The sequence below is a fragment of the Microbacterium sp. NPDC058389 genome (genome assembly GCF_042722305.1).
In the GTDB taxonomy this organism is placed as follows: Bacteria; Actinomycetota; Actinomycetes; order Actinomycetales; family Microbacteriaceae; genus Microbacterium.
The window spans coordinates 157,600-176,416 of the sequence record NZ_JBHXJQ010000005.1 but is presented as its reverse complement, the minus strand read 5'-3'; the positions used below and the strand labels follow the sequence as shown (position 1 = coordinate 176,416).

General features: G+C 67.6%; 18 protein-coding genes. 3 read left to right on the top strand and 15 right to left on the bottom strand.

Annotated elements, in window-relative coordinates; translation table 11 throughout:
• Nucleotides 1–212: 212 nt before the first annotated feature.
• The 12 genes from ACFWJ8_RS09265 to ACFWJ8_RS09210 form a co-directional block, all read right to left on the bottom strand.
• Nucleotides 213–980, bottom strand: coding sequence for a GntR family transcriptional regulator (locus ACFWJ8_RS09265; protein WP_378810815.1), 768 nt, complete (start codon nt 978–980; stop codon nt 213–215).
• 68 nt (nt 981–1,048) lie between these two features.
• Entirely contained in the window at nt 1,049–2,152 is a 1,104-nt protein-coding gene (locus ACFWJ8_RS09260) for a Gfo/Idh/MocA family protein (protein WP_378810814.1), read from the bottom strand.
• On the bottom strand, nt 2,149–2,880 hold the full coding sequence (locus ACFWJ8_RS09255; RefSeq protein WP_378810812.1) for a sugar phosphate isomerase/epimerase family protein: 732 nt from the start codon (nt 2,878–2,880) through the stop codon (nt 2,149–2,151). Before ACFWJ8_RS09255 ends, ACFWJ8_RS09260 begins: the two co-directional genes overlap by 4 nt.
• Nucleotides 2,877–3,851 carry an NAD-dependent epimerase/dehydratase family protein gene (locus ACFWJ8_RS09250; protein ID WP_378810810.1) on the bottom strand — a complete coding sequence of 325 codons (975 nt, stop codon included), beginning with the start codon at nt 3,849–3,851 and terminating at the stop codon, nt 2,877–2,879. The genes ACFWJ8_RS09255 and ACFWJ8_RS09250 overlap by 4 nt, the downstream gene beginning before the upstream one ends.
• Nucleotides 3,848–4,666: a sugar phosphate isomerase/epimerase family protein gene (locus tag ACFWJ8_RS09245; protein ID WP_378810808.1), complete on the bottom strand. Its 819-nt coding sequence runs from the start codon at nt 4,664–4,666 to the stop codon at nt 3,848–3,850. The genes ACFWJ8_RS09250 and ACFWJ8_RS09245 overlap by 4 nt, the downstream gene beginning before the upstream one ends.
• Complete coding sequence (locus ACFWJ8_RS09240; RefSeq protein ID WP_378810807.1) at nt 4,663–5,325, bottom strand: ThuA domain-containing protein; 663 nt, start codon at nt 5,323–5,325, stop codon at nt 4,663–4,665. The genes ACFWJ8_RS09245 and ACFWJ8_RS09240 overlap by 4 nt, the downstream gene beginning before the upstream one ends.
• Before the next feature lie 66 nt (nt 5,326–5,391).
• Nucleotides 5,392–7,065: an ABC transporter substrate-binding protein gene (locus ACFWJ8_RS09235; RefSeq protein ID WP_378810805.1), complete on the bottom strand. Its 1,674-nt coding sequence runs from the start codon at nt 7,063–7,065 to the stop codon at nt 5,392–5,394.
• A gap of 70 nt (nt 7,066–7,135) precedes the next feature.
• Nucleotides 7,136–8,263: an ABC transporter ATP-binding protein gene (locus ACFWJ8_RS09230; RefSeq protein WP_378810803.1), complete on the bottom strand. Its 1,128-nt coding sequence runs from the start codon at nt 8,261–8,263 to the stop codon at nt 7,136–7,138.
• Entirely contained in the window at nt 8,263–10,296 is a 2,034-nt protein-coding gene (locus ACFWJ8_RS09225) for a dipeptide/oligopeptide/nickel ABC transporter permease/ATP-binding protein (protein ID WP_378810802.1), read from the bottom strand. Before ACFWJ8_RS09225 ends, ACFWJ8_RS09230 begins: the two co-directional genes overlap by 1 nt.
• 3 nt (nt 10,297–10,299) lie before the next feature.
• Nucleotides 10,300–11,274: an ABC transporter permease gene (locus tag ACFWJ8_RS09220; protein ID WP_378810801.1), complete on the bottom strand. Its 975-nt coding sequence runs from the start codon at nt 11,272–11,274 to the stop codon at nt 10,300–10,302.
• Nucleotides 11,275–11,279: 5 nt separating this feature from the next.
• On the bottom strand, nt 11,280–11,951 hold the full coding sequence (locus ACFWJ8_RS09215; protein WP_378810800.1) for a ThuA domain-containing protein: 672 nt from the start codon (nt 11,949–11,951) through the stop codon (nt 11,280–11,282).
• Nucleotides 11,952–11,962: 11 nt separating this feature from the next.
• On the bottom strand, nt 11,963–13,048 hold the full coding sequence (locus ACFWJ8_RS09210) for a Gfo/Idh/MocA family protein (RefSeq protein WP_378810799.1): 1,086 nt from the start codon (nt 13,046–13,048) through the stop codon (nt 11,963–11,965).
• A gap of 122 nt (nt 13,049–13,170) precedes the next feature.
• Here ACFWJ8_RS09210 and ACFWJ8_RS09205 point away from each other — a divergent pair, with 122 nt between their 5' ends.
• The 3 genes from ACFWJ8_RS09205 (at nt 13,171) to ACFWJ8_RS09195 (ending at nt 15,808) form a co-directional block, all read left to right on the top strand.
• Nucleotides 13,171–14,109 carry an alcohol dehydrogenase catalytic domain-containing protein gene (locus ACFWJ8_RS09205; protein WP_378810798.1) on the top strand — a complete coding sequence of 313 codons (939 nt, stop codon included), beginning with the start codon at nt 13,171–13,173 and terminating at the stop codon, nt 14,107–14,109.
• A gap of 62 nt (nt 14,110–14,171) precedes the next feature.
• The gene (locus ACFWJ8_RS09200; RefSeq protein WP_378810797.1) at nt 14,172–15,194 is read left to right on the top strand and encodes an SIS domain-containing protein; all 1,023 of its coding nucleotides are present in this window, start codon (nt 14,172–14,174) and stop codon (nt 15,192–15,194) included.
• Between the two features lie 137 nt (nt 15,195–15,331).
• A complete protein-coding gene (locus tag ACFWJ8_RS09195) occupies nt 15,332–15,808 on the top strand; it encodes a heme-binding protein (protein WP_378810795.1) in 477 nt (158 codons plus the stop codon).
• A gap of 92 nt (nt 15,809–15,900) precedes the next feature.
• Here the strand turns inward: ACFWJ8_RS09195 and ACFWJ8_RS09190 are convergent, their stop codons facing one another.
• Genes ACFWJ8_RS09190 through ACFWJ8_RS09180 form a run of 3 tightly spaced genes read right to left on the bottom strand, consistent with a single transcriptional unit; the run spans nt 15,901 to nt 18,739 of the window.
• Nucleotides 15,901–16,485 carry a helix-turn-helix domain-containing protein gene (locus ACFWJ8_RS09190; protein ID WP_378810794.1) on the bottom strand — a complete coding sequence of 195 codons (585 nt, stop codon included), beginning with the start codon at nt 16,483–16,485 and terminating at the stop codon, nt 15,901–15,903.
• Entirely contained in the window at nt 16,485–17,048 is a 564-nt protein-coding gene (locus ACFWJ8_RS09185; RefSeq protein WP_378810793.1) for a TetR family transcriptional regulator, read from the bottom strand. Before ACFWJ8_RS09185 ends, ACFWJ8_RS09190 begins: the two co-directional genes overlap by 1 nt.
• The gene (locus ACFWJ8_RS09180; protein ID WP_378810792.1) at nt 17,048–18,739 is read right to left on the bottom strand and encodes a purine-cytosine permease family protein; all 1,692 of its coding nucleotides are present in this window, start codon (nt 18,737–18,739) and stop codon (nt 17,048–17,050) included. The genes ACFWJ8_RS09185 and ACFWJ8_RS09180 overlap by 1 nt, the downstream gene beginning before the upstream one ends.
• Between the last annotated feature and the right edge of the window lie 78 nt (nt 18,740–18,817).

Sequence of the window (18,817 nt, the reverse complement as noted above, 5' to 3'; positions counted from 1 at the left end):
ACGCGGATCTAGGGTGTCATCGCGTCCCCGAGTTCCTCGGGCCGCGGTTCTGGGCACACGGGAGCGACCGGGACACCAGCAGGCCTTAGACCGCGGGACTGGTCGTTCGCCGGAGCAAAACAGCAGGGCCAATGGTCCACCCACTCCGTCGCGGACGGCTTCATCGTGAGTAGGCTCACCGGGGGACGCGGGCCGAGCGCCAAAGGAGTCAATCAGCGCATCGAACGGCTGAACGTGGTCCGTAACCGATACCGCTCGCCGCTGTAGCGGATATCGGATACCAGTACACGGCGTCCCGCATCGTCGATCACGAGCTGGTGCATCGCGAGGATGGGGTCGAACTCCTTCAGGTCCAGGCTCTCGGCGACCTCCGCATCGGCCTTCTGCGCCTCGATCGTCGTCTCCGCATGAGCGAGCGAGACGCCGGCCTCCGCGAGCCTTTCGTAAAGCGATTCGACGGTGTAGTCGGGCTCGAGGAAGCGGTCGTCCAAGAAGGCCGGGACGCGCGCGCGGTCGACCGCGATCGGCACGCCGTTGAGTAGCCGCACACGTTCGAGGACGAACAGGGGCGTGCCAGGGGCGAGGCCCAGTTCCTCCGCTTCGTCGTAAGTGCCGGGAGCCACCTCGCTGCGAAGAATCTTCGACGATGGTTCCAGCCCCATGCGCGCCGCGGTCTCTGTGAACGACTCGAGACTGTTCGGCCACTCGCGTTCGACAGATGCGCCGCCGGCCGCGACGTACCAACCGCGCCCGTGTGACGGCATCAGCACGCCTTCCTCCACGAGACTGGCGAGAGCCTTACGCAACGTCACTCGGGAGATGCTCAGCTGTTGGCACAGCTCGCGTTCCGGTGGGAGCCGACGACCGGCTTCCAAAGCCCCCGAAGTTATTTCGGCGACGATCAGCTTGCGGGCCTGTATCCACAGCGCTTCCGGATAGTCGGGCCGGATGGCGAGAGGGCCACCCATTGCTTCAGTCACGAGACCTCACCTCGCCCCTTTCATGTCGCGTTAGCCAATACTCGGTCCACTGAGCCCCTCAACATGCCTCAGTATTCCTCGGGAACCAGTGGACTCCACGTTCCAGGTAGCGGCGGGACTTCGCGAACAACGCTCGTCACCGACTCGGATTCTCCGGTGTGCATGGACTCGGTCACTGCGAGCATGACCTCGAGCACGTGCAGCGCCAGCTCACCACTGGCCCGCGGCGCCCGTCCAGCGCGGATCGCGCGCGCCATCTCGAGCACGCCGACGCCGCGGGAACGGGCGGGCCCGGGCGGCGTGACCTCCTGTACCTCAGGCGCCGCGACGTGCGCTGGGACGATCGTCGATGGCCCGTCATAGCCGCTCACGGGCACCGTAAGCACGCCCTCCGTGCCGGTGACCTCGAACAACTGCCGACGGACCGGGGAATCGAAGCTGTACACCGAGGTTCCGAGCACGCCGGAGCGGAACGTCGTGAGCACCGACACGTGCGTCGGCACCTCCACCGGGAGGGCATCGCCCTGGCGGGGCCCGTACGGGATGGTGCGGACGTCGAAGGCGCGGTTCCCGACGGCCTGCACACGTTCGACCGACCCGAACATCGTCACGAGCGTCGTGATGTAGTAGGGGCCGATGTCGAACAACGGGCCGGCTCCGGCCCGGAACAGGAACTCCGGCCGTGGATGCCAGCCGTCCGGCCCCGGCCCCTGCATGAGTGTCAGCACGGACCGCGGCTCGCCGATGCGACCGGCACGGAGGAGGGCGTGCGCGTTCTGGATGCCGCGCCCGAGCACGGTGTCGGGCGCGTTGCCGAGTACGACGCCGCGCGCGCGGGCGGCATCCGCGACGGCGTGCGCCGACGCGAGGTCAAGCGCGAACGGCTTCTCACCCCACACGTGTTTGCCCGCCGCGATCGCTTCGAGCGCGACCTCGGCGTGCACGGCTGGGATCGTGAGATTCACGGCGAGCTCGACTCCGGGCAGCGCCAGCATCTCGGCCGTGGAGCCGCTGTGGGCGACCCTGTGCGCATCAGCCTGCGCGCGGGCCCGCTCGGCGTCGAGGTCGGCGACGCCGAGCACCGCGATCTCGGGATACGAGGTGAGCGCCTGCAGGTACTCGTCCGAGATGCTGCCGGCGCCGATCACGACGACACCCATCGGCTCCCTCATCGCGCGACCTCCTGGAACACCTGGGCGTTGCGCTCGAGGGACGGGAAGACGTCGCCATCCTCTACGACCTCGAGAACTACGAGCTCCACGGCATCCCCCATCGCGGTCACGACGTCGGACGAATCGCCGTCGTGCGGGTTCGAGGCGAATCCGTCTTCGACGCCGAGTTCTTCGTCGTTGACGTGGAGGAATCGGATGCGGCCGGCAAACCGCCGCGTGAGGTCGAACACGTCCACCCCGCCGACACTCGCCCAATGCAGGTCGAGTTCGAGGGCGACCCGCTCGTCGAGCTCTCCCGCAAAGACCTCCCACGCGGGGACGCCGCCGATTCGCGCCAGGAACTCGAACTCGTGGTTGTGATAGCCGATGCCGATGCCACGCCTGGCCGCCACGGCGGCTGCGCTGTTCACGACGTCCGCGAGTTCACGCACGCCGGCGCGGGAGACGAATGCCTCGCGGGGTGCCGAGGGCAGGATAACCGTCGCGGTACCGATCCGCTCCGCGGCATCCAGCACTTCATCGAGACTGAACCGCAGGAAGCTCGCGTGCGCCGTCGGTGCGGACAGCCCCGCATCCTGCAGTCGGCGCGCGAGCAGTGCGGGATCACCGAGGATGTCATACGGCTCGACAGCCCGGAACCCTAGCTCGTACAGCCGGGCGAGCGTACCGGGAGTGTCGTCGTCGAGGCCGTCGCGGACGCTGTAAAGCTGCACCGAGAGCCCCGTCATGACGCGATCAGCTTCTCGTATGCCTCGACGAGCGCCCGGTCCAACGTCCGGCGCGATGCGTCCGCGTCGTGCCAGTCGACAATCCGTCGCGCCCCCTCGGAGAACGAGATCCTCGGGGCGAAACCCGGCACGAGGCGCTGCAACTTGGTCGTCTCGAACAGGATCGAGTGCCGAAAGTCCTCCTGCAGCACCTCGGCCCAGCCCGGGAGCACTTTGCCAATGCTCTCGCTGGAGCGGTGTACGAGGTGCGGATCACGCACGCCCGCGGCGTCGGCAAGCGTGAGATAGATCTCGTCCCACGTGAGGATGTCACCGCTTACGAGGTTCACGATCTCGCCGACCGCGTGCCGGTTGCCAACGAGAGGCGCGAACCCGCGTGCGAAATCGTCGACATGAGTGAGCGTCCACAGTGACGTCCCGTCGCCGTGCACGACGACGGGCAGCCCCTGCCGCATGCGCTCGACGGTCGTCCAGGACGCCGGGAAGATCATGGTTGTGTCATCGTAGGTGTGCATGGGGCGCACGATCGTGAGCGGCAGGCCCCTGTCACGGAAGCCCTGCTCGAGCGCGACCTCGGCGGCGATCTTGCCCTGCGGATACCCGAACTTGGGAGCGCGGCGCGGCGAGGACTCGGTCAGCGGTAGCGCCGCGGGGCGAGAATAGACCGAGCACGTGCTGATGAACACGTATTGCCCGGTGCGCCCGGCGAATCGGGCAATGTCTCCGCTGACGTCGGCCGCGCTGAAGCCTACCCAGTTCACGACCGCGTCAAACTCCTCGCCTCCCAGCGCGGCGTCAAGAGATGCTGCGTCGCGGACGTCGGCGCGGAGGCTGCGCACGCCCCGGGCGGGCGGGCGCGCCGGCTCGTTCCGAGTGACGATCGTGAGTTCGGCGCCGGACGCGACGAGCTCTTTGCCGGCGGCCGTGCCGATCATGCCGGCGCCACCCAGGAACAGGACCTTGCGGGTCATGGCGCATCTCCTTCTGTGTGGGTCCGGCCCTGGCTCAATCCGCCGTCAACGAGATAGCGGTAGGACTTTTCGAGGGCCTCGAACACGTCGACGGCGAGGGTCTCGAGCTCGATGATGTGCCACTCCAGGGTCGACGGCACGCGCAGGGCGGCACGGATGTCGACCGAGCCTTCGCCGATCGGCACGAGGATGTCGTCACCGTACGTGAGCGCCGGGCCGTCCTTGACGTGCACGTAGCGCAGACGAGGGCCGATCGACGCGACGATCGCGGCTGGGTCGGCTTCTCCGACGGCAGCCCAGTAGAGGTCGAGCTCGACCCTCGCGTCGGGGTGCAGGCGTTCGAGCAGGATGTCGTAAGCTCCGCGACCGTCGAAGCTGTACCGGAACTCGGCGTTGTGGTTGTGGTAAGCGACGGTCATGCCGTAGGAGGCCGCCTCGTCGACGCCGCCGTTGACCCGCTCAAGGCCGCGCGCGATCGACTCGACGCTCGTGAACTCCTCCGCCTCCATGCTCCACGCGAGGTTGGGGGCCCCCAGCCGGGCGTACTCGTCGAGGATGCGGCGAGCATCCTGCCCGTACGGGAACGGTGCGTGGGAGCTCACCAGCTCGAGGCCGGTGCGATCCAGCATCCCTCGCACCGCAGCCGCGCTGTGGCCGTGCAGACCGTACGTCTCCACCCCCAAGTAGCCGAGGTCGGCTATCCGCTGCAGGGTGCCCTCGAAATCGTCGTCGAGCAGCGCGTCGACGGTGTAGAGCATGACGGCCGCGCCGGGCTTACTGGCACTCGGCACGACGCCTTCCGCGACGGCGCTCATGCGCGCCCTGCCCACTGCATCGCCTGAACGACGAGCCGTCGGAACGCGGGTTCCCCCCACGAGCGCAGGTCATGGCCGAGCGCGAGGTACACAACGCGGCCATCGCCGACCTCCCGCACGTATAGGACCGGGATGATCTCGCCGTCGGCACGCGTGCGCGTCGCAAGGACTGTGACGTCGTCGTCTGCGAGCTCGAATTCGTAGTACTCGTCGAAGAGCTCGAAGGACTCGACCCCCGCGGTCACAGGGTGCTCGGCGACGATGTCGACGCGGTGCCTGCCCTCGTGGTGGCCGGGGCCGTGCGAGAGGTAACGATTGCCGAGAGCCACGTAAAGCGCAGCCCACTCGGCATCCAGCCCGCCGTCCGCGGCCATACCCATGATGTTCGCGCCATGCAGCGCGACGACGCCCTTGCCTGCCCCGACCGCGTCGGCGAGGGCCTGTTGTTGCGCCGCGGGGAAGCTGCCTCCGGCGGTGTACAGAAGGTATACATCGGCATCCGCCGTCTCCGGTCGGGCGTCGATGAAGCGATTGAGGCCGATGCCGCGCCGCGTGGCGAAGCCGGCCTCGACGCCGAGCTGCTGAAACACGAGCGAGGCGGTGATGAGGTCGTGGTGGATGTCGTCGCCGTTGATGAGGACAAGCGCGCGAGATGCCATGGGGAAGCCCTTCAATGGATGCTGCGGGAGCGAGCTCTCGCCCGCCCCCGCAGGGGACGGTCGGTGCTACTTCGTGACCGGCACCAGGTTGATCGCCGTGACGGCGTTCGGGAACGGGTTGGCGTACGCATTGCCCTCATCGGGGAACCCGGTCACCTTCTCGTCGCTCCAGTTGGCGTAGTAGCCCCAGTAGAACATCGTGATGATGGGTAGCTGGTTGACCCAGATCGACTGGAGCTGGTTGAGGATGTCGGTGCGCTCCTCGTCACTCGTGGCCAGCGGGTACGCCGCGAACAACTCCTTGGCCTTCGGATCGTTGAAACGCTGGATGTTGCGCAGCGTCTCATTGTTGGTCCCGATCGGCACGTAGTACGCGGGGTTCATGATCACGTTGTAGTAGGAGAACGCATCCGGGAACGAGTCCGTCGGGTATCCGAGGGTCGAGTCGAAGTCGCCCATCGCGGTGAGGCCGTTGATGTCGCTCGGCTGTACGCCGTTGATCGTCATCGTGATGCCGAAGTCACCCAGCTGCGAGACGAGCGCCTGCGCGAACGCGGCGATGTCGGTGTAGGCCGACGGGAAGCTCACCGAGAACTCGAGCTTCTTGCCGTCCTTCGCCCAGATGCCGTCTGAGCCCTTCGCCCAGCCGTCGTTCTCAAGGATCGAGGCGGCCTCGTCGGCGTCCTGGTAGAAGTCCTTGTCCTTGAACTCCGGAGCGACGACCGACTCGAAGGCGGGCATCGGCAGGCCGATGACGTTCGAGGCCGGCTGCGAGTCGCGCGACGCCGCGAGCTGCGTGCGGTCGACGGCAAGGCTGATCGCCTGGCGTACCGGGAGCTCGCTGAGTGGCCACACCTCGAGGTTCGGGATGAGACCGTCAATGCCGGTCGCGGGCGACCAGTAGTGGAAGTGGTCATTCTTCGACAGGTACGACTGCTCGACGTTTGGTATGTAGGTGCCGGCCCAGTCGATGTCGCCCTGCACGAGCGCGGCCAGCTGCGCCGTGTTGTCCTTGTACGGGATGAAACGCAGACCCGCGATCTGCGGCTTCTTGCCCCAGTAGTCGGTGTTCGCCTTCAGCGTCAGCGACTGCGGGCTGAAGGTGTCGAGCACGAACGCGCCGGTGCCGACGGGCTCCTTGTCCTCGTAGGTCGCCGGGTCCTCTACCTTCGACCAGATGTGCTCCGAGACAATCGGCAGCGAGACGAGGCTGAAGAACGATTCGCGCGACGGGGTCGCGAAGTCGAACTCGACGGTCGAGTCATCCACAGCCTTGACTGAATCGAACGTGATCCCCGAGCGGTTCAGCGCCGGGTCCTTCGCGACGAGGTCGTACGTGAAGACGACGTCGTCGGCACTGAACGCCTCGCCGTCTGACCACTTCACGTCGTCCTGCAGCGTGATCGTGAACGTCTTGTTGTCGTTGGTCCACTCCCAGCTCTTCGCAAGCCACGGCGTGTTGTTGCCGATGTCGACCATGTTGATCTGCACGAGCGGCTCATAGATGAACGAGCCTTTCGTGCCTCCGATCATGTTGAGGGCGGACGGGTCGGGCAGGAACGGGTTGAACACCTGTGTCAGGTTGTCGGAGCCGTTTCCGACGTTGAGCCAGACGCCGTCAGCGCTCTCGCCGCTGTCGACGGGCGCGCAGGCCGCGAGTGCACCGACGGTCAGCGACAGTGCTGCCACAACGGCACCGGCGCGCGCGAGGAACCGCTCGCGGGGCTTTCGGTTGTGCATGGAATTGCCTTTCATGGTTGGGGTCGTCGTGATGACGATGGGGGTGACGCGAATGTGGACGGATGATCGGTCATCGATCGCCGTCCGGTTCGAGATCCGCCCTCCTTCCGGTTCGGAGAACGCCGGTCATGCCGGGCAGTTCGCGCGCATGCGCGCGATGAGCCGCGGCGTCTTCGTCGTCGCCGTACAGCCAGCAGCGGGCCCCGTGCCCGCTCTCGAGGTCGAAGCGCGGCGGCGACTGGACGCGGCAACGCTCGACGGCCAATGGGCAACGGGGGTGGAACCGGCAGCCAGATGGCGGGTCGATCAGGCTGGGCGGCTGCCCGACGTCGGAGAGCCGGTCCTCGCCCTCGGGTCGGCTCGGGTCGGGCGCCGAGTCGATCAGCAGGCGCGTGTACGGGTGGGCCGCCCGTTGCGTGACCTCTTCGGACGGACCGTACTCGATGATCTCGCCGGCGTACATGACGGCGGTGTGCTCCGCAAAGTAGCGCGCCGACGCGATGTCGTGCGTGACGTAGAGCAGCGCGACGTCACGTTCGTCGGTGAGCTTTCGCAGCAGATTCAGAATGCCCAGGCGAATGGACACGTCGAGCGCCGAGACGGGCTCGTCGGCGAGGAACACCTCCGGGTCCGCGGCAAGCGCCCGCGCGATTGAGACGCGCTGCAGCTGTCCGCCGGAGAGTTCATGGGGGAACTTCTCCGTGTACTGTCGCGGCGGAACGAGGTTCACCTGCGTGAGCAGGTCGTCGATGATCTGCTGTCGCTGCGCCTTCGAGGCTCCCCGGTGATGTATCTTCACCGCACGCATCAGCGTGACGTTGATGCGTGCGACCGGGTTGAAGGACCCGAAGGGGTCCTGCAGAATAAGCTGCACCGCACTGACGTACTTGCGGAAGGCCTTTCCGCCCTTCACGCGCACAGGGGTCCCGTGCCGCCGGATCTCGCCGGAGGTGATCGGGTACAGTTGCGCGAGCAGCCGCGCGAGCGTCGACTTGCCCGATCCGGACTCGCCTACCAGTGCGGTGATCCGCCCGGAGTGCAGGGCGAGCGAGACGTTCTCGACAGCGTGCACGACCTTGCCTCGGCCGTGTGCGCGGACACCGTGCAGGGCGAAGTGCTTCGTGACGTCGACGGCCTCGAGCACAGGTGCCTCGGTGGTCGCTTCACGAATGACAGGGTTGTTGTTCACGGTCGTCATCACAGGGCCTCCACCATCTCGTCGCTGGTCTTCGCCGCGCCTTCGTAGACGACGCACCGCGCCTGGGTGGGCCGCGCGACATCCGTGCTGGGGATGGTCAGGAGGGGCGGCATCGCGGTCCGACACGCCTCCTGCGCGAGCGGGCACCGCGGAGCGAAGGAGCAGCCCGTAGGCAGCGCCCGCAGGTCGGGCGGGCTGCCCGGGATTCCGGTGAGCTCACGGCGTTCTCCACCCAGGGTGGGGAACGATCCGAGCAGTCCGCGGCTGTACGGGTGCGCCGGGCGCCGGTAGAACTCCTGCGCTTCCGCGATCTCGACGATGCGACCGGCGTACATGACGGCGATCGTGTCGGAGAGCTCGATGAGCAGCGACAGATCGTGGGTGATGAAGATGACCGCGAAGCCGAGGCGATCCTTCAGTTCCATGATCTTCTCGACGATCTGACGCTGGATCACGACGTCGAGGGCCGTGGTGGGCTCATCCATGACGATGACTTCGGGATCGAGGGCGAGACCGATGGCGATCATGGCACGCTGCCGCATACCGCCGGAGAGCTCGTGCGGATAGGCACCGACGCGATCCTCGCGGATGCCGACCAGGGCCAGCAGCTCGAGGATTCGTGCCGCCCGCTCCTGCGGGGTCATCGCGGGACGGTGCACCTTGAGGGTGTCGTCGATCTGCTCGCCGATCCGCATGATCGGGTTGAGGGCGTTCATCGCTGACTGGAAGACGATGGACAGCTCTTCCCAGCGGAACTGGCGCAGCTCCTCGTCGCCGAGCTGGAGCACGTCAACGACTTCGCCGTCGGCCCGGGTGTAAAGGAGCTGCCCCGCGGTGATCGCCGCCGGCGGCTCGTGCAGCCGGGTGATGGCGTACGCAAGGGTGGACTTGCCCGAGCCGGACTCCCCGGCGATGCCGATGACCTCGCCGCGACGCAGCGAGAAGGAGACGTTGTTGACCGCGACGGTACTGGCGTGCTCGGACTGGTACTCGACACTCAGCCCGCGAACCTCCAGGAGCACGTCGGTGCTCATCTGCGTGAACGGTGCGGCGGCGGCACGGATGTGGCGACGACCAGGCAGCTTCTTCGCCTTCGGCCGCTTGGCCATCGCCCGGCGGGCGCGGCGGGTGCCGATGCCGGCCAACCGCAGTCGGGGATTGATGAACTCGTCGATGCCGAAGTTGACCAGCGACAGTCCGGTACCCAGCAGCGCGATCGCGAGACCGGCGGGGACGAACCACCACCAGGCGCCGCTGAGGAGCGCATTGGAGGTCTGCGCCCAGTAGAGGATCGTGCCCCAGGAGTATTCGGTTACATCGGCTAGGCCGAGGAACGCGATGCCCGCCTGCGCGAGGATCGCACCGGTCACGGTGCCGAGGAACGAGGCCGCAATGATGGCCAGCTGGTTCGGCAGGATGTCACGGAAGATGATCGTGATCGTCCGGTCGCCCGTTGCGCGCGCGGCTTCGACGAAATCTCGGCCACGGAGCGAGAGCGCTTGCGACCTCAGCACACGCGCGCCCCACGCCCACCCGGTCACGGCGATCACAAGTGTCACCCCGGTGGACCCGCTGTGCGGCAGGTAGGAGATCAGGATGACGGTCAGCGGAAGGCTCGGGATCACGAGGAAGATGTTCGCGAGCATCGAGAGCAGGTCGTCGGTGAGGCCGCCGACGAGCCCCGCCGTGACGCCGACGATAACCGACAGCAGCACCGCGATGACGGCGGCGACAACGCCGACGACCATCGAGATTCGTGCGCCGTACAGCACCTGCGAGTAGACGTCCTGCCCCGTCTGGGTCGTCCCGAACCAGTGCGCCGCGCTCGGCGGCTGTAGGTAGTCGTAACTGACCCGCGAGGGGTCGTACGGCGCGATGGACGGGCCGATGATCGCGAGAACGACGAAGATCAGCACGAGGACGACTCCGACGAGGGTGCCGCCCTTACGGAAGGACCGCATCCACGCCAAGCGGCTCCCGCGACTCGGCGCCATCGTGGCGACGACCTCGGTCGAAGGCTCGTTGATGGTCATGATTCAGGCCTCTCGGGTGCGAGGGTCGAGGAAGACGTACACGGTGTCGGCGGCGAGGTTCGCGACGAGAACCACGAGCGTGATGATGAGAAACAGCCCCTGCATGAGCGGGTAGTCCTGCGCCTGCGCGGCCTTGAACAGCACAGACCCAACGCCCGGGTAGTTGAAGACGATCTCGGTGACGATCGACCCGCCGACGACGAAGCCGAGCGCCATCGCGAAGGAGGAGAACGACGGCAGCACGGCGTTGCGCGCGGCGTACGAGTACATCACGCGGCTCTTGCTCAGCCCCTTGGCCTTGGCGAGGCGCACATAGTCCTCGCCCATCGTGGTGACCATCATGTTGCGCATGCCGAGCAGCCATCCGCCGACCGACGCGATGACGATCGTGAGCGCCGGCAGGATCGCGTGTTCGATGGCGCTGGAGATGAAGGGCCAGTTGAAGCCGATTGTCGTCCCGACCGCGTAGCCGCCGGAAATGGGAAACCAGTGCAGCAGGATGCCGAAGACGTACACCATGATCGTCGCGAACCAGAAGTACGGGATCGACGAGAGGAAGTTTGTGATCGGGACGACCGAGTCGGTCCACGAGCCGCGCCGCCATCCGACGTACATGCCGAGGCCCGTGCCGATGACGAAGCTGATGACGGTGCAGACCGTGACGAGGGCGAGCGTCCACCAGATGCTCTGGTCGAGAACGTCTCGCACGGGCGACGGGTAGTAGGCATACGAGATGCCGAAGTCTCCCGTGAGCACGCGCCCCCAATAGTCGACGTACTGCTCCCACAGCGTACGGTTGTCGGAACCGAACAGCTGACGCAGCGCGGCGACGGCCTCGGCGCTGAGCTTGCCCTGGAACTTGTTGATCAGGGCCGTGGCCGGGTCGCCCGGCATGAGGCGCGGGATCAGGAAGTTCAGACTGATCGCCGCCCAGGCGGTGACCAGGTAGAAGAAGATCCGGCGGCGGAACGCGCGCATGTCTCTCAGTCCTCCATCGGGGTCGTCAGCCACCGCACGCAGCGCTCGAGAAGTTCGCGCACGGCGGGTTCCCCGAACGGCCGGGTGTCGTGGCCGAGTTGGATGTAGCAGATGCGGCCCGCTGCGTCGTCGCGAACGACGGCGACTGGCTCGCGACCGTCTGCGGTCACGCGCCAAGCGATGGGGCGCGCGTCGGCGGCGACCTCGAGCAGATAGTGCTCGTGGTCGACGTCGAAGCCGGCGAGTCCGCTCGTTACTGGGTGGTCGGGGTCGACCTCGACGCGGAAGCGACTGCCGTGGGGGTGCGGGCCGTGCGAGAGGAAGCGCGCTCCGATGAGCTCGGCGAGCCTGCGCTCGGGCGCGGACTCGAAGAGCACGGCGCCGGCGTGGACGACCAGCAGCGAGGTACCGGCACTCACCGCTGCGACGAGCGCATCGACGCGCTCGATCGACAGGTCCGCCACGGCGGTCTCGAGCACGACCAGATCAGGAGCAGCTTCGAGCAGCGCCGCGGTGCCGACACGCACCCGCGCCGCCATGCCGTTCTCGGCGAGAAGCTGCGCGAGCGCGTCTGATACGCCAAACAGGTCCTCGTAGACGTCGTCGCCGCCGATCAGGACGTCGGCGCGCACCGATCGACCGGCGCCGGATCGGCGCTGGGCAGGGGTTAGGGTCATCGTCCTTCGTCTCAGTATGTGGAACGCTGCTCGCCGGTCGGTTCCCAGAAGCCGCGGGTCAACCCGTCGGCAAGGGCGTTGTCGGCTGGATCGAGCGGCAGCAGCACCCGACGGCGTGAGCGGCTGCTCTCGTAGGTTGCGAAGATGATCTCCGCACCCGCGAGTGCTCGGCGCGCGGTTAGGGCCGGCTCGCGGCCTGTCGTGTATGCATCGACGACGTCACCGATCGCGGCATCCGTGGCGGCGAAGATCGCGGGATCGATGCCGTGGTCCCACGTTGCGGCATCCGTCGCGTACGGTGTCGGGAAGATCTCGTCGCCGGCGCCGAAGCGCTGCACCGTGCACTGCGCACCGCGCGTCGTGATGCGCCCCGTCGTGCCCTGCACGATCAGGCCGACATTGTTCGACAGGTTCAGCACGGGCGACTGGGGCTCGCGTCCTGTGACGACGACGGCGCCGACGCCCGACGGCCAGCGGATCTGCGTCAGCGAAGAGGTCTCGGAGAAGACGCCGTAGACGTACCGGTTGACTGAGACGTCGATCTGGCCGATCACCCAGTGCGGCTTCGCGTCGTCGAGCACGAACAGGATGAGATCGACGATGTGGCTGCCCCAGTCGCCGAGGTTAGGGCAGTACCCCTCGATGCTCACGATCTCGCCGATCGCGCCTTCGCGGATGCGCTGGACGGTGTGCCGGTACACCGGTTCGAATCGCCGCTGCAGGTTCACGGTGAGCTGGACGCCCGCTGCCTCGGCGTCGGCGACCATCGTCTTGGCGTCGGCGTAAGAGGTCGCCATTGGCTTCTCCACGTGGATGGCCCGTACACCCGCCGCGATCGCCGCGCGCACGACCTCGAGCCGGACTGCCGGAGGCGTGCACACGCTGACGAACTCCGGCCGCAGCTCGGCGAGCATCGCCTCCGCGTCGCCGAACGCCCGCGCTCCGTGCTCCTCGGCCAGTTCCGCTGCGAGCTGCTCCGTCGGGTCGGCCACCGCTATCAAATCGACACCAGTGGCCCGTGCCCAGGCACGAGCGTGCACGCGGCCCTGGGAGCCTGCGGCAATCACGGCAGCAGTCTGAGCGATCACGATGTCCATTCCCCATTGATGACGAGCAGTAGTCCACATGTATACCACTAGCGGCCAAGGTAATACGTGTTGTATCTTTTACGCAATCCGGAGTTCACCACCAATACCGTTCAGAGAGAGGCGGGCTTGCCGTGCTCGTTAGCCAGGTCGTGGGTCCGGGTCGCTCCGAAGTAGTCGAGGTCGAGGATCTGGTGCCGGGGGCGCGGCAGGTGCTACTGGAAGTGCTCGCGTGCGGTGTCTGCACCTCGGATCGCACCGCTTGGGGCGAGCATGACGTCGCGGGTGCACCGACGCGTCTCGGACACGAAGTCGTGGGCCGGGTGAGCGGCGTCGGCGTCGAAGCCGCCCGCTGGCGCATCGGCGACGTCGTGACCGGCCTCGGCGGCGACGGGTTCGCGACCGCGGCCGTGTTCGACGCCGACTCACTGGCCCCTATACCCACTGGCATCGCCCCCGAGCTGGCGCTGGGCGAGCCGCTCGCCGTCCTCGAGGAGGCCATCTCCCGCGCCGGCATCCGTCCCGGCGACCGGGTGGCGATCGTCGGGCTCGGCTTTATGGGCCTGGGCCTCGTGCAACTGGCAGCGCTGCGCCTGCCGAGTCTGCTCGTGGGGATCGACCCCCGACCAGGCAACGACGCGCTCGCCCTGCGGCTGGGAGCGCACGAAGTGCACCGGCCGGACGCGCTGCCCACGGAGTTCACCACGGGAGGTCTCCGCGAGCTCCGCTTCGACGTCGTGATCGAAGCCGCCGGCGTCACAAGCGCCCTGTCCACCTCATCGACCATCGTCCGCCCCTACGGCACCGTTTGCGTCGTCGGCTATCACCATTCGGGCACCGCTCCGATGGACATGGAGCTGTGGTACAAGGGCGTCACGACCGTCAACGGCTTCTCACCGCACCGCCCGCGGACCATGCGCGCGATGCGCGATGGACTCGGCATGATTGCCGATCGCACCTTCGACTACACGCCCCTCATCACGCATCGCTTCGGTCTGCGCGAGGTCGATGCCGCTTTCGAGCTCATGCGCGAGCACCCCGCGAGCTTCGTGAAGTCCGTGATCGTCCCGTGAGCATCTGGCGGGGCGCTGCGCCGACGAGACGGCTGCTGCGCTCAGCAGAAACAGGAGTCAATGTGAACGGCTACATCAGTTTCAATGCAGCGCGACAGACGCAGGCCGAGATCCTCGGCGGCCGTGTCCTTCCCCACCTTCGCGCGCAGGTCTCCGAGCTGTCCGCACGCGGGGTCCTGCAGGGTCGCGGCCCCGTCTTCACGGGGATCGGAGCGAGCCATGCGGCTGCCGCGGGAGGCGTGTGGCGCCTGCGTGACCGCGGCGTGGACGCCTGGCGGCTGTCGGCGGGCGACAACCCGATCCCGCCGCCAGATGGCGACCGGCTGGTGTTCGGGATCTCGCAGTCCGGCCGCAGCACCGAGACCATCGCGTCGCTCGACTCGCCGCACCGCGAGCGCCGCGCCGCGATCGTGAACCGACCGCAGTCCCCCGTCGGCGACCTCGCCGCGCACGTCGTGGATCTCGGAAGCGTGAACGACAGCTACGCGTCGACCCTCGGCTACACGGCGACCGCGATGGCCGTCGCGCTGATCGCGGAAGCGTGGGACGGCGGCGCGCCGGATTCCACGTGGGAGCGACTTCCCGAGGCGATCGCGCAGGCGCGCTCCGACCTCGCCGCTCGGGTCGAAGACAGCGTGAACCTGTTCCGAGGCGCGCAGTACGCCGACTTCGTCGCCGCGGGTTCATCGCTGGGTACCGCTGAGGTAGGCGCACTCCTCCTCCGCGAAGTGGCCCGTGTCGCGTCGGCCGGCTTCGGCACGCGTCAATACCTGCACGGCTCGATGGAATCCGCCAGCGACGGCGTCCACGTCTTCTTCGGTGCGCACCGTGAGGCTGCCGCCGCGGACGTGCTCGCGAACGCGGGCCACAAGGTCGTCTTCATGACCGATTCGGATGCGACGACGGCCGCGTCGGTGTGCGACCTCCGGCTGCCGCGCTTCACGCCCACTCAACGCCCGCTGATCGAAGCCGTCCTCCTCCAGGATTTCATCGAGGGCGTCGCCGGAGTCCGCGGCGTGGAGATCGAGGAGTTCGTGTTCCACCACGACGACACCAAGGTCGCGGCGAGTGCCCGAGATGAGTGACTACCTGGTTGGTCTCGACGTCGGCCACGCGAAGGCCGCCGACCTTGCGCGGCATGGATCGATGACGATTCCGTCGCGCCTGACCGCACCGCGGGACAGCGGAACACCACTCCCCGACCCCTTCTAGGAGCACAACCATGACCCATCCTCTGCCGTACTACAACCTGGCACTCCTGGAGGCGGAGCCACGCGCTCGATTCGACTCCTTCACCCGCGACGACGCCGCCGCCCTCGGCATCGCGGCGGCGCAGATAATCCGCGAGTGGGGATTGAGCCTGATGGCCGATGTCCACATCGGCGATGAGCTCGCGTTCCGCGTCCAGTACGGGCAGACCGGCGAGGGCAGCCTGCACTGGGTGAGCGGGAAACGCCGCGTGGTGAGGAAGTTCAGCGAGAGCTCGCTGCTCGTCCGCTTCCGCGGAATAGACACTCCTCACCTCGTCGAAGGCCTGGGCGATGAGTACGCCGTCTGGGGCGGGGGTGTGCCGATCTTCGTGGGAGACGAGCTCGCGGCGACGCTCACGACCTCCGGCGAAGAAGATGTCGTGGACCACGAAGTTGCGGTCACCGCCCTGGCCCGCTTCGCAGCACAGGACCGCGCCCTGTCCGCGTAGCGGGCGGCCGGCGAGTCCTGAGATAGGTGGGATGTATCCAGTAACCGCAGCTTCTACATCGCGGGGGGTTCGTCTTTCTCAGGTCGCCGGGATCACTCCCCCGCGGCGCCGCTCCGGTGCCGGATCGGATCGAGGATCGCCTCGGCCGCCCACATGGCGGCGTCCGCGATGTCGCGGCCGCCCATTCCGAGCTCTCTCCGCATCGTCACCCAGGTCGCCGACGAGTCCAGGTGGCACAGCGCCGCCACCACGGCGCGCCGATCGTCGTCGCCGAGCGAGGGCACCTCGCTGCGCAGCATCCTATCGAACTCCGTCTGGTGGGGCGCAGGGTCCGCGCCGTTCACGCCTCTCATCGCCGTTTCGGCGACGACATGGGCCAGCTCCGGCCGCCGGTCGTAGGCCTCCATGGTCTCGCGGATGGCGATCGGCACATCGAAGATCGACTCGGACTCCGCGCGCGAGAAGATCGTGTGCTCGATCCACGCCGACGTCGCCAGCAGCAGGTCGACGCGCGTGGGGTAGTAGCGGAAGACCGTGCGCTCGCCGACCCCCGCGCGCAGCGCGATCACACGGAACGACACATCGTCGGTGCCGACCTCCTCGATGAGCTCGGCGTACGCGGCGAGGATCGACGCCTGCGTCCCGGAGAGCTCCTGCGCCGGCGGGGCAGTGCCCACTAGGCGGCCCGACGGGTCCTGGTCGAGACGGGGAGGAACCTGTCGACGGCGAGATCGAATGCCCGGAAGGTCTCGTCGGCACTCATCTCGAAGCCGGTCCGCATCCGCGCCCAGAACATGGGCGACGCGAAGTAGCGCAGCGAGGCGGCCGTGCGCAGCGCGTCCCTCCTGTTGAGCGTCGGCGCCGTCGCCTCCAGCATCGCGACGATCGCCTCCGTCATCGGCGCAGCGGCCTCCTGCACGGTGGGCGACAGGGCCGCGCCGCGGGCGGCCACGAAGGCGAACGCGGGCTGGGAGTCGTACGCACGGAATCGAGCGCGCACCGCGGTGCGGAACTCGTCCGCGGTCCGGAACTCGGGGACCGGGAAGTGCTCGGCCTCGATCCAGCGGGCGAGCGCCTCGAGCAGGTGCGACCGGGTCGGGAAGCGGCGGTAGATCGTCCGCTCGGACACGTCGGTCATCTCGGCGAGCTCGAGGTAGGAGACATCCTCGAACGTGCGCTCGCGAAGCAGCAGCGCAGCGGCGGCGAGGATCGCGGACTGCGTGTCGAGGGCCTCGTCCATCAGACCTTCCTTCCTCGCCCGGATCGAGACGACGCGGCCGGTTCCGGCGGGAGGACGTAACGGTCGGAGTCGTCGAGGGCCAGCGCGAGCGACGAGACGAACTGCACCTCGCCCCGCGGACCCGCCTCGGCCGAGGCCAGCATATCGGGCCGCTCGAACGTGTAGCCGGTGACATGGCACCGCAGGCGCTCGCCCGACGGATTGCCGTCGCGATCCAGAATGGGGCTCGGGATGCCGTCGGAAGAGCGTCGGAGGTAGAACCGGCCGCGTGTGAGGATCGCCATGAGCGGGGTGACGACGACGGCGGCACCGATCGCCACGAGCACGGAGAAGGGCTGCAGGCGAGGGCCGAAGGCACCCGCGAAGCACAGGAGCGAGAGCAGCGACGCGATGCCCACCGAGACCGGCCCGACGGGGTTCCAGTTGTGGAGCATCCCGCGACGGAACTCCGGGAAGCGCGGCGAGAGCCCGAGCAGGTGCTTGTTGATCACGATGTCGGCCGAGATCGTGACGAGCCACGCCATCACGACGTTGGCGTACAGGCTCAGGACGAACGAGATGAGGCTGAAGACGTCCATGAGCATGAGCGCGAGCGCGATCACGAGGTTGAAGACCACGAAGACGGTGCGCCCCGGGTAGTGCTTCTTGACACGCGTGTACACGTTCGACCAGGCGAGCGAGCCGGAGTACGCGTTCGTCACGTTGATCTTGACCTGCGCGATGACGATGAGCACGAGCGCGAAGACGAGCGCGATCCAGTCCGGGAGCAGCGACTGGTACATGCCGAGGAACTGCTTCACGGGCTCGACGGCGCGATCGGCGATCGACGGGTCCACCTTCGTCACCAGGTACACCGCGAGGAACAGGCCGATGACCTGCTTCGTCCCGCTGAAGATCACCCAGCCGGGGCCGCTGAACACGAACGACGCCCACCACGACTTCGCGTTCGCGGACGTGCGCGGCGGCATGACCCGGATGTAATCGATCTGCTCCGCGAGCTGCGGGGTCAGCGCGAAGCACACCGCGGCGCTCGCGACCACGGCGCTGAAGCTGACGGTGCCGTCCGACTCCCCGGTGAACCCGAGGAACTCGCCCACCGCGTCGGGCTGCGTGAACACGATCCAGACGAGCGGGACGAGCGCCAGCGCGAGCCAGAGCGGCGTGGTCCAGAAGTGCAGTCGTTCCAGCGCCCGCATGCCGTAGACCACGATCGGGATGACCGCCACGGTGGAGATCACGTAGCCGATCGGCAGCGGTATCCCGACCGCGACCTCCAGCCCCTGCGCCATGATCGCGCCCTCCAGCGCGAAGAAGATGCACGTGAACCCCGCGAACACGACCGTCGTGATGATCGAGCCGTAGTAACCGAAGCCCGAGCCGCGCGCGATGAGGTCGAGGTCGAGGTTGTAGCGCGCCGCATAGAACGCGACCGGGAAGCCGACGAGGAAGATGATGACGGAGGCGAGCAGGATGCCGAGCACGGCGTTGCTCGTGCCGTGCTCCAGGCCGATGCTGGCCCCGATGGAGAAGTCGGCGAGGAACGCGATCGAGCCGAGTGCCGTGCCTCCGACCGACAGCGCGCTCCAGCGCCGGAACGAGCGCGGCACGTACCGGAACGCATAGTCCTCGAGGCTGTCTTCTGCGGCGGCGCGCGCATCGCCGCCTCGTGCCCCGGCTCTCGCGCCCGGCACAGCCACACTCACCTCCGGCGCATCCACGATGTCTGGATCATGCCGCGAGCGTGTTTCGGGCGCGTTGCCGCGGGGAAT

Bases quoted from the DNA above. Each gene is read 5' to 3' on its own strand.
- ACFWJ8_RS09260 (WP_378810814.1), bottom strand. From the start codon at position 2,152: ATGAGGGAGCCGATGGGTGTCGTCGTGATCGGCGCCGGCAGCATCTCG.
- ACFWJ8_RS09255 (WP_378810812.1), bottom strand. From the start codon at position 2,880: ATGACGGGGCTCTCGGTGCAGCTTTACAGCGTCCGCGACGGCCTCGAC.
- ACFWJ8_RS09250 (WP_378810810.1), bottom strand. From the start codon at position 3,851: ATGACCCGCAAGGTCCTGTTCCTGGGTGGCGCCGGCATGATCGGCACG.
- ACFWJ8_RS09245 (WP_378810808.1), bottom strand. From the start codon at position 4,666: ATGAGCGCCGTCGCGGAAGGCGTCGTGCCGAGTGCCAGTAAGCCCGGC.
- ACFWJ8_RS09240 (WP_378810807.1), bottom strand. From the start codon at position 5,325: ATGGCATCTCGCGCGCTTGTCCTCATCAACGGCGACGACATCCACCAC.
- ACFWJ8_RS09235 (WP_378810805.1), bottom strand. From the start codon at position 7,065: ATGCACAACCGAAAGCCCCGCGAGCGGTTCCTCGCGCGCGCCGGTGCC.
- ACFWJ8_RS09230 (WP_378810803.1), bottom strand. From the start codon at position 8,263: ATGACGACCGTGAACAACAACCCTGTCATTCGTGAAGCGACCACCGAG.
- ACFWJ8_RS09225 (WP_378810802.1), bottom strand. From the start codon at position 10,296: ATGACCATCAACGAGCCTTCGACCGAGGTCGTCGCCACGATGGCGCCG.
- ACFWJ8_RS09220 (WP_378810801.1), bottom strand. From the start codon at position 11,274: ATGCGCGCGTTCCGCCGCCGGATCTTCTTCTACCTGGTCACCGCCTGG.
- ACFWJ8_RS09215 (WP_378810800.1), bottom strand. From the start codon at position 11,951: ATGACCCTAACCCCTGCCCAGCGCCGATCCGGCGCCGGTCGATCGGTG.
- ACFWJ8_RS09210 (WP_378810799.1), bottom strand. From the start codon at position 13,048: ATGGACATCGTGATCGCTCAGACTGCTGCCGTGATTGCCGCAGGCTCC.
- ACFWJ8_RS09195 (WP_378810795.1), top strand. From the start codon at position 15,332: ATGACCCATCCTCTGCCGTACTACAACCTGGCACTCCTGGAGGCGGAG.
- ACFWJ8_RS09185 (WP_378810793.1), bottom strand. From the start codon at position 17,048: ATGGACGAGGCCCTCGACACGCAGTCCGCGATCCTCGCCGCCGCTGCG.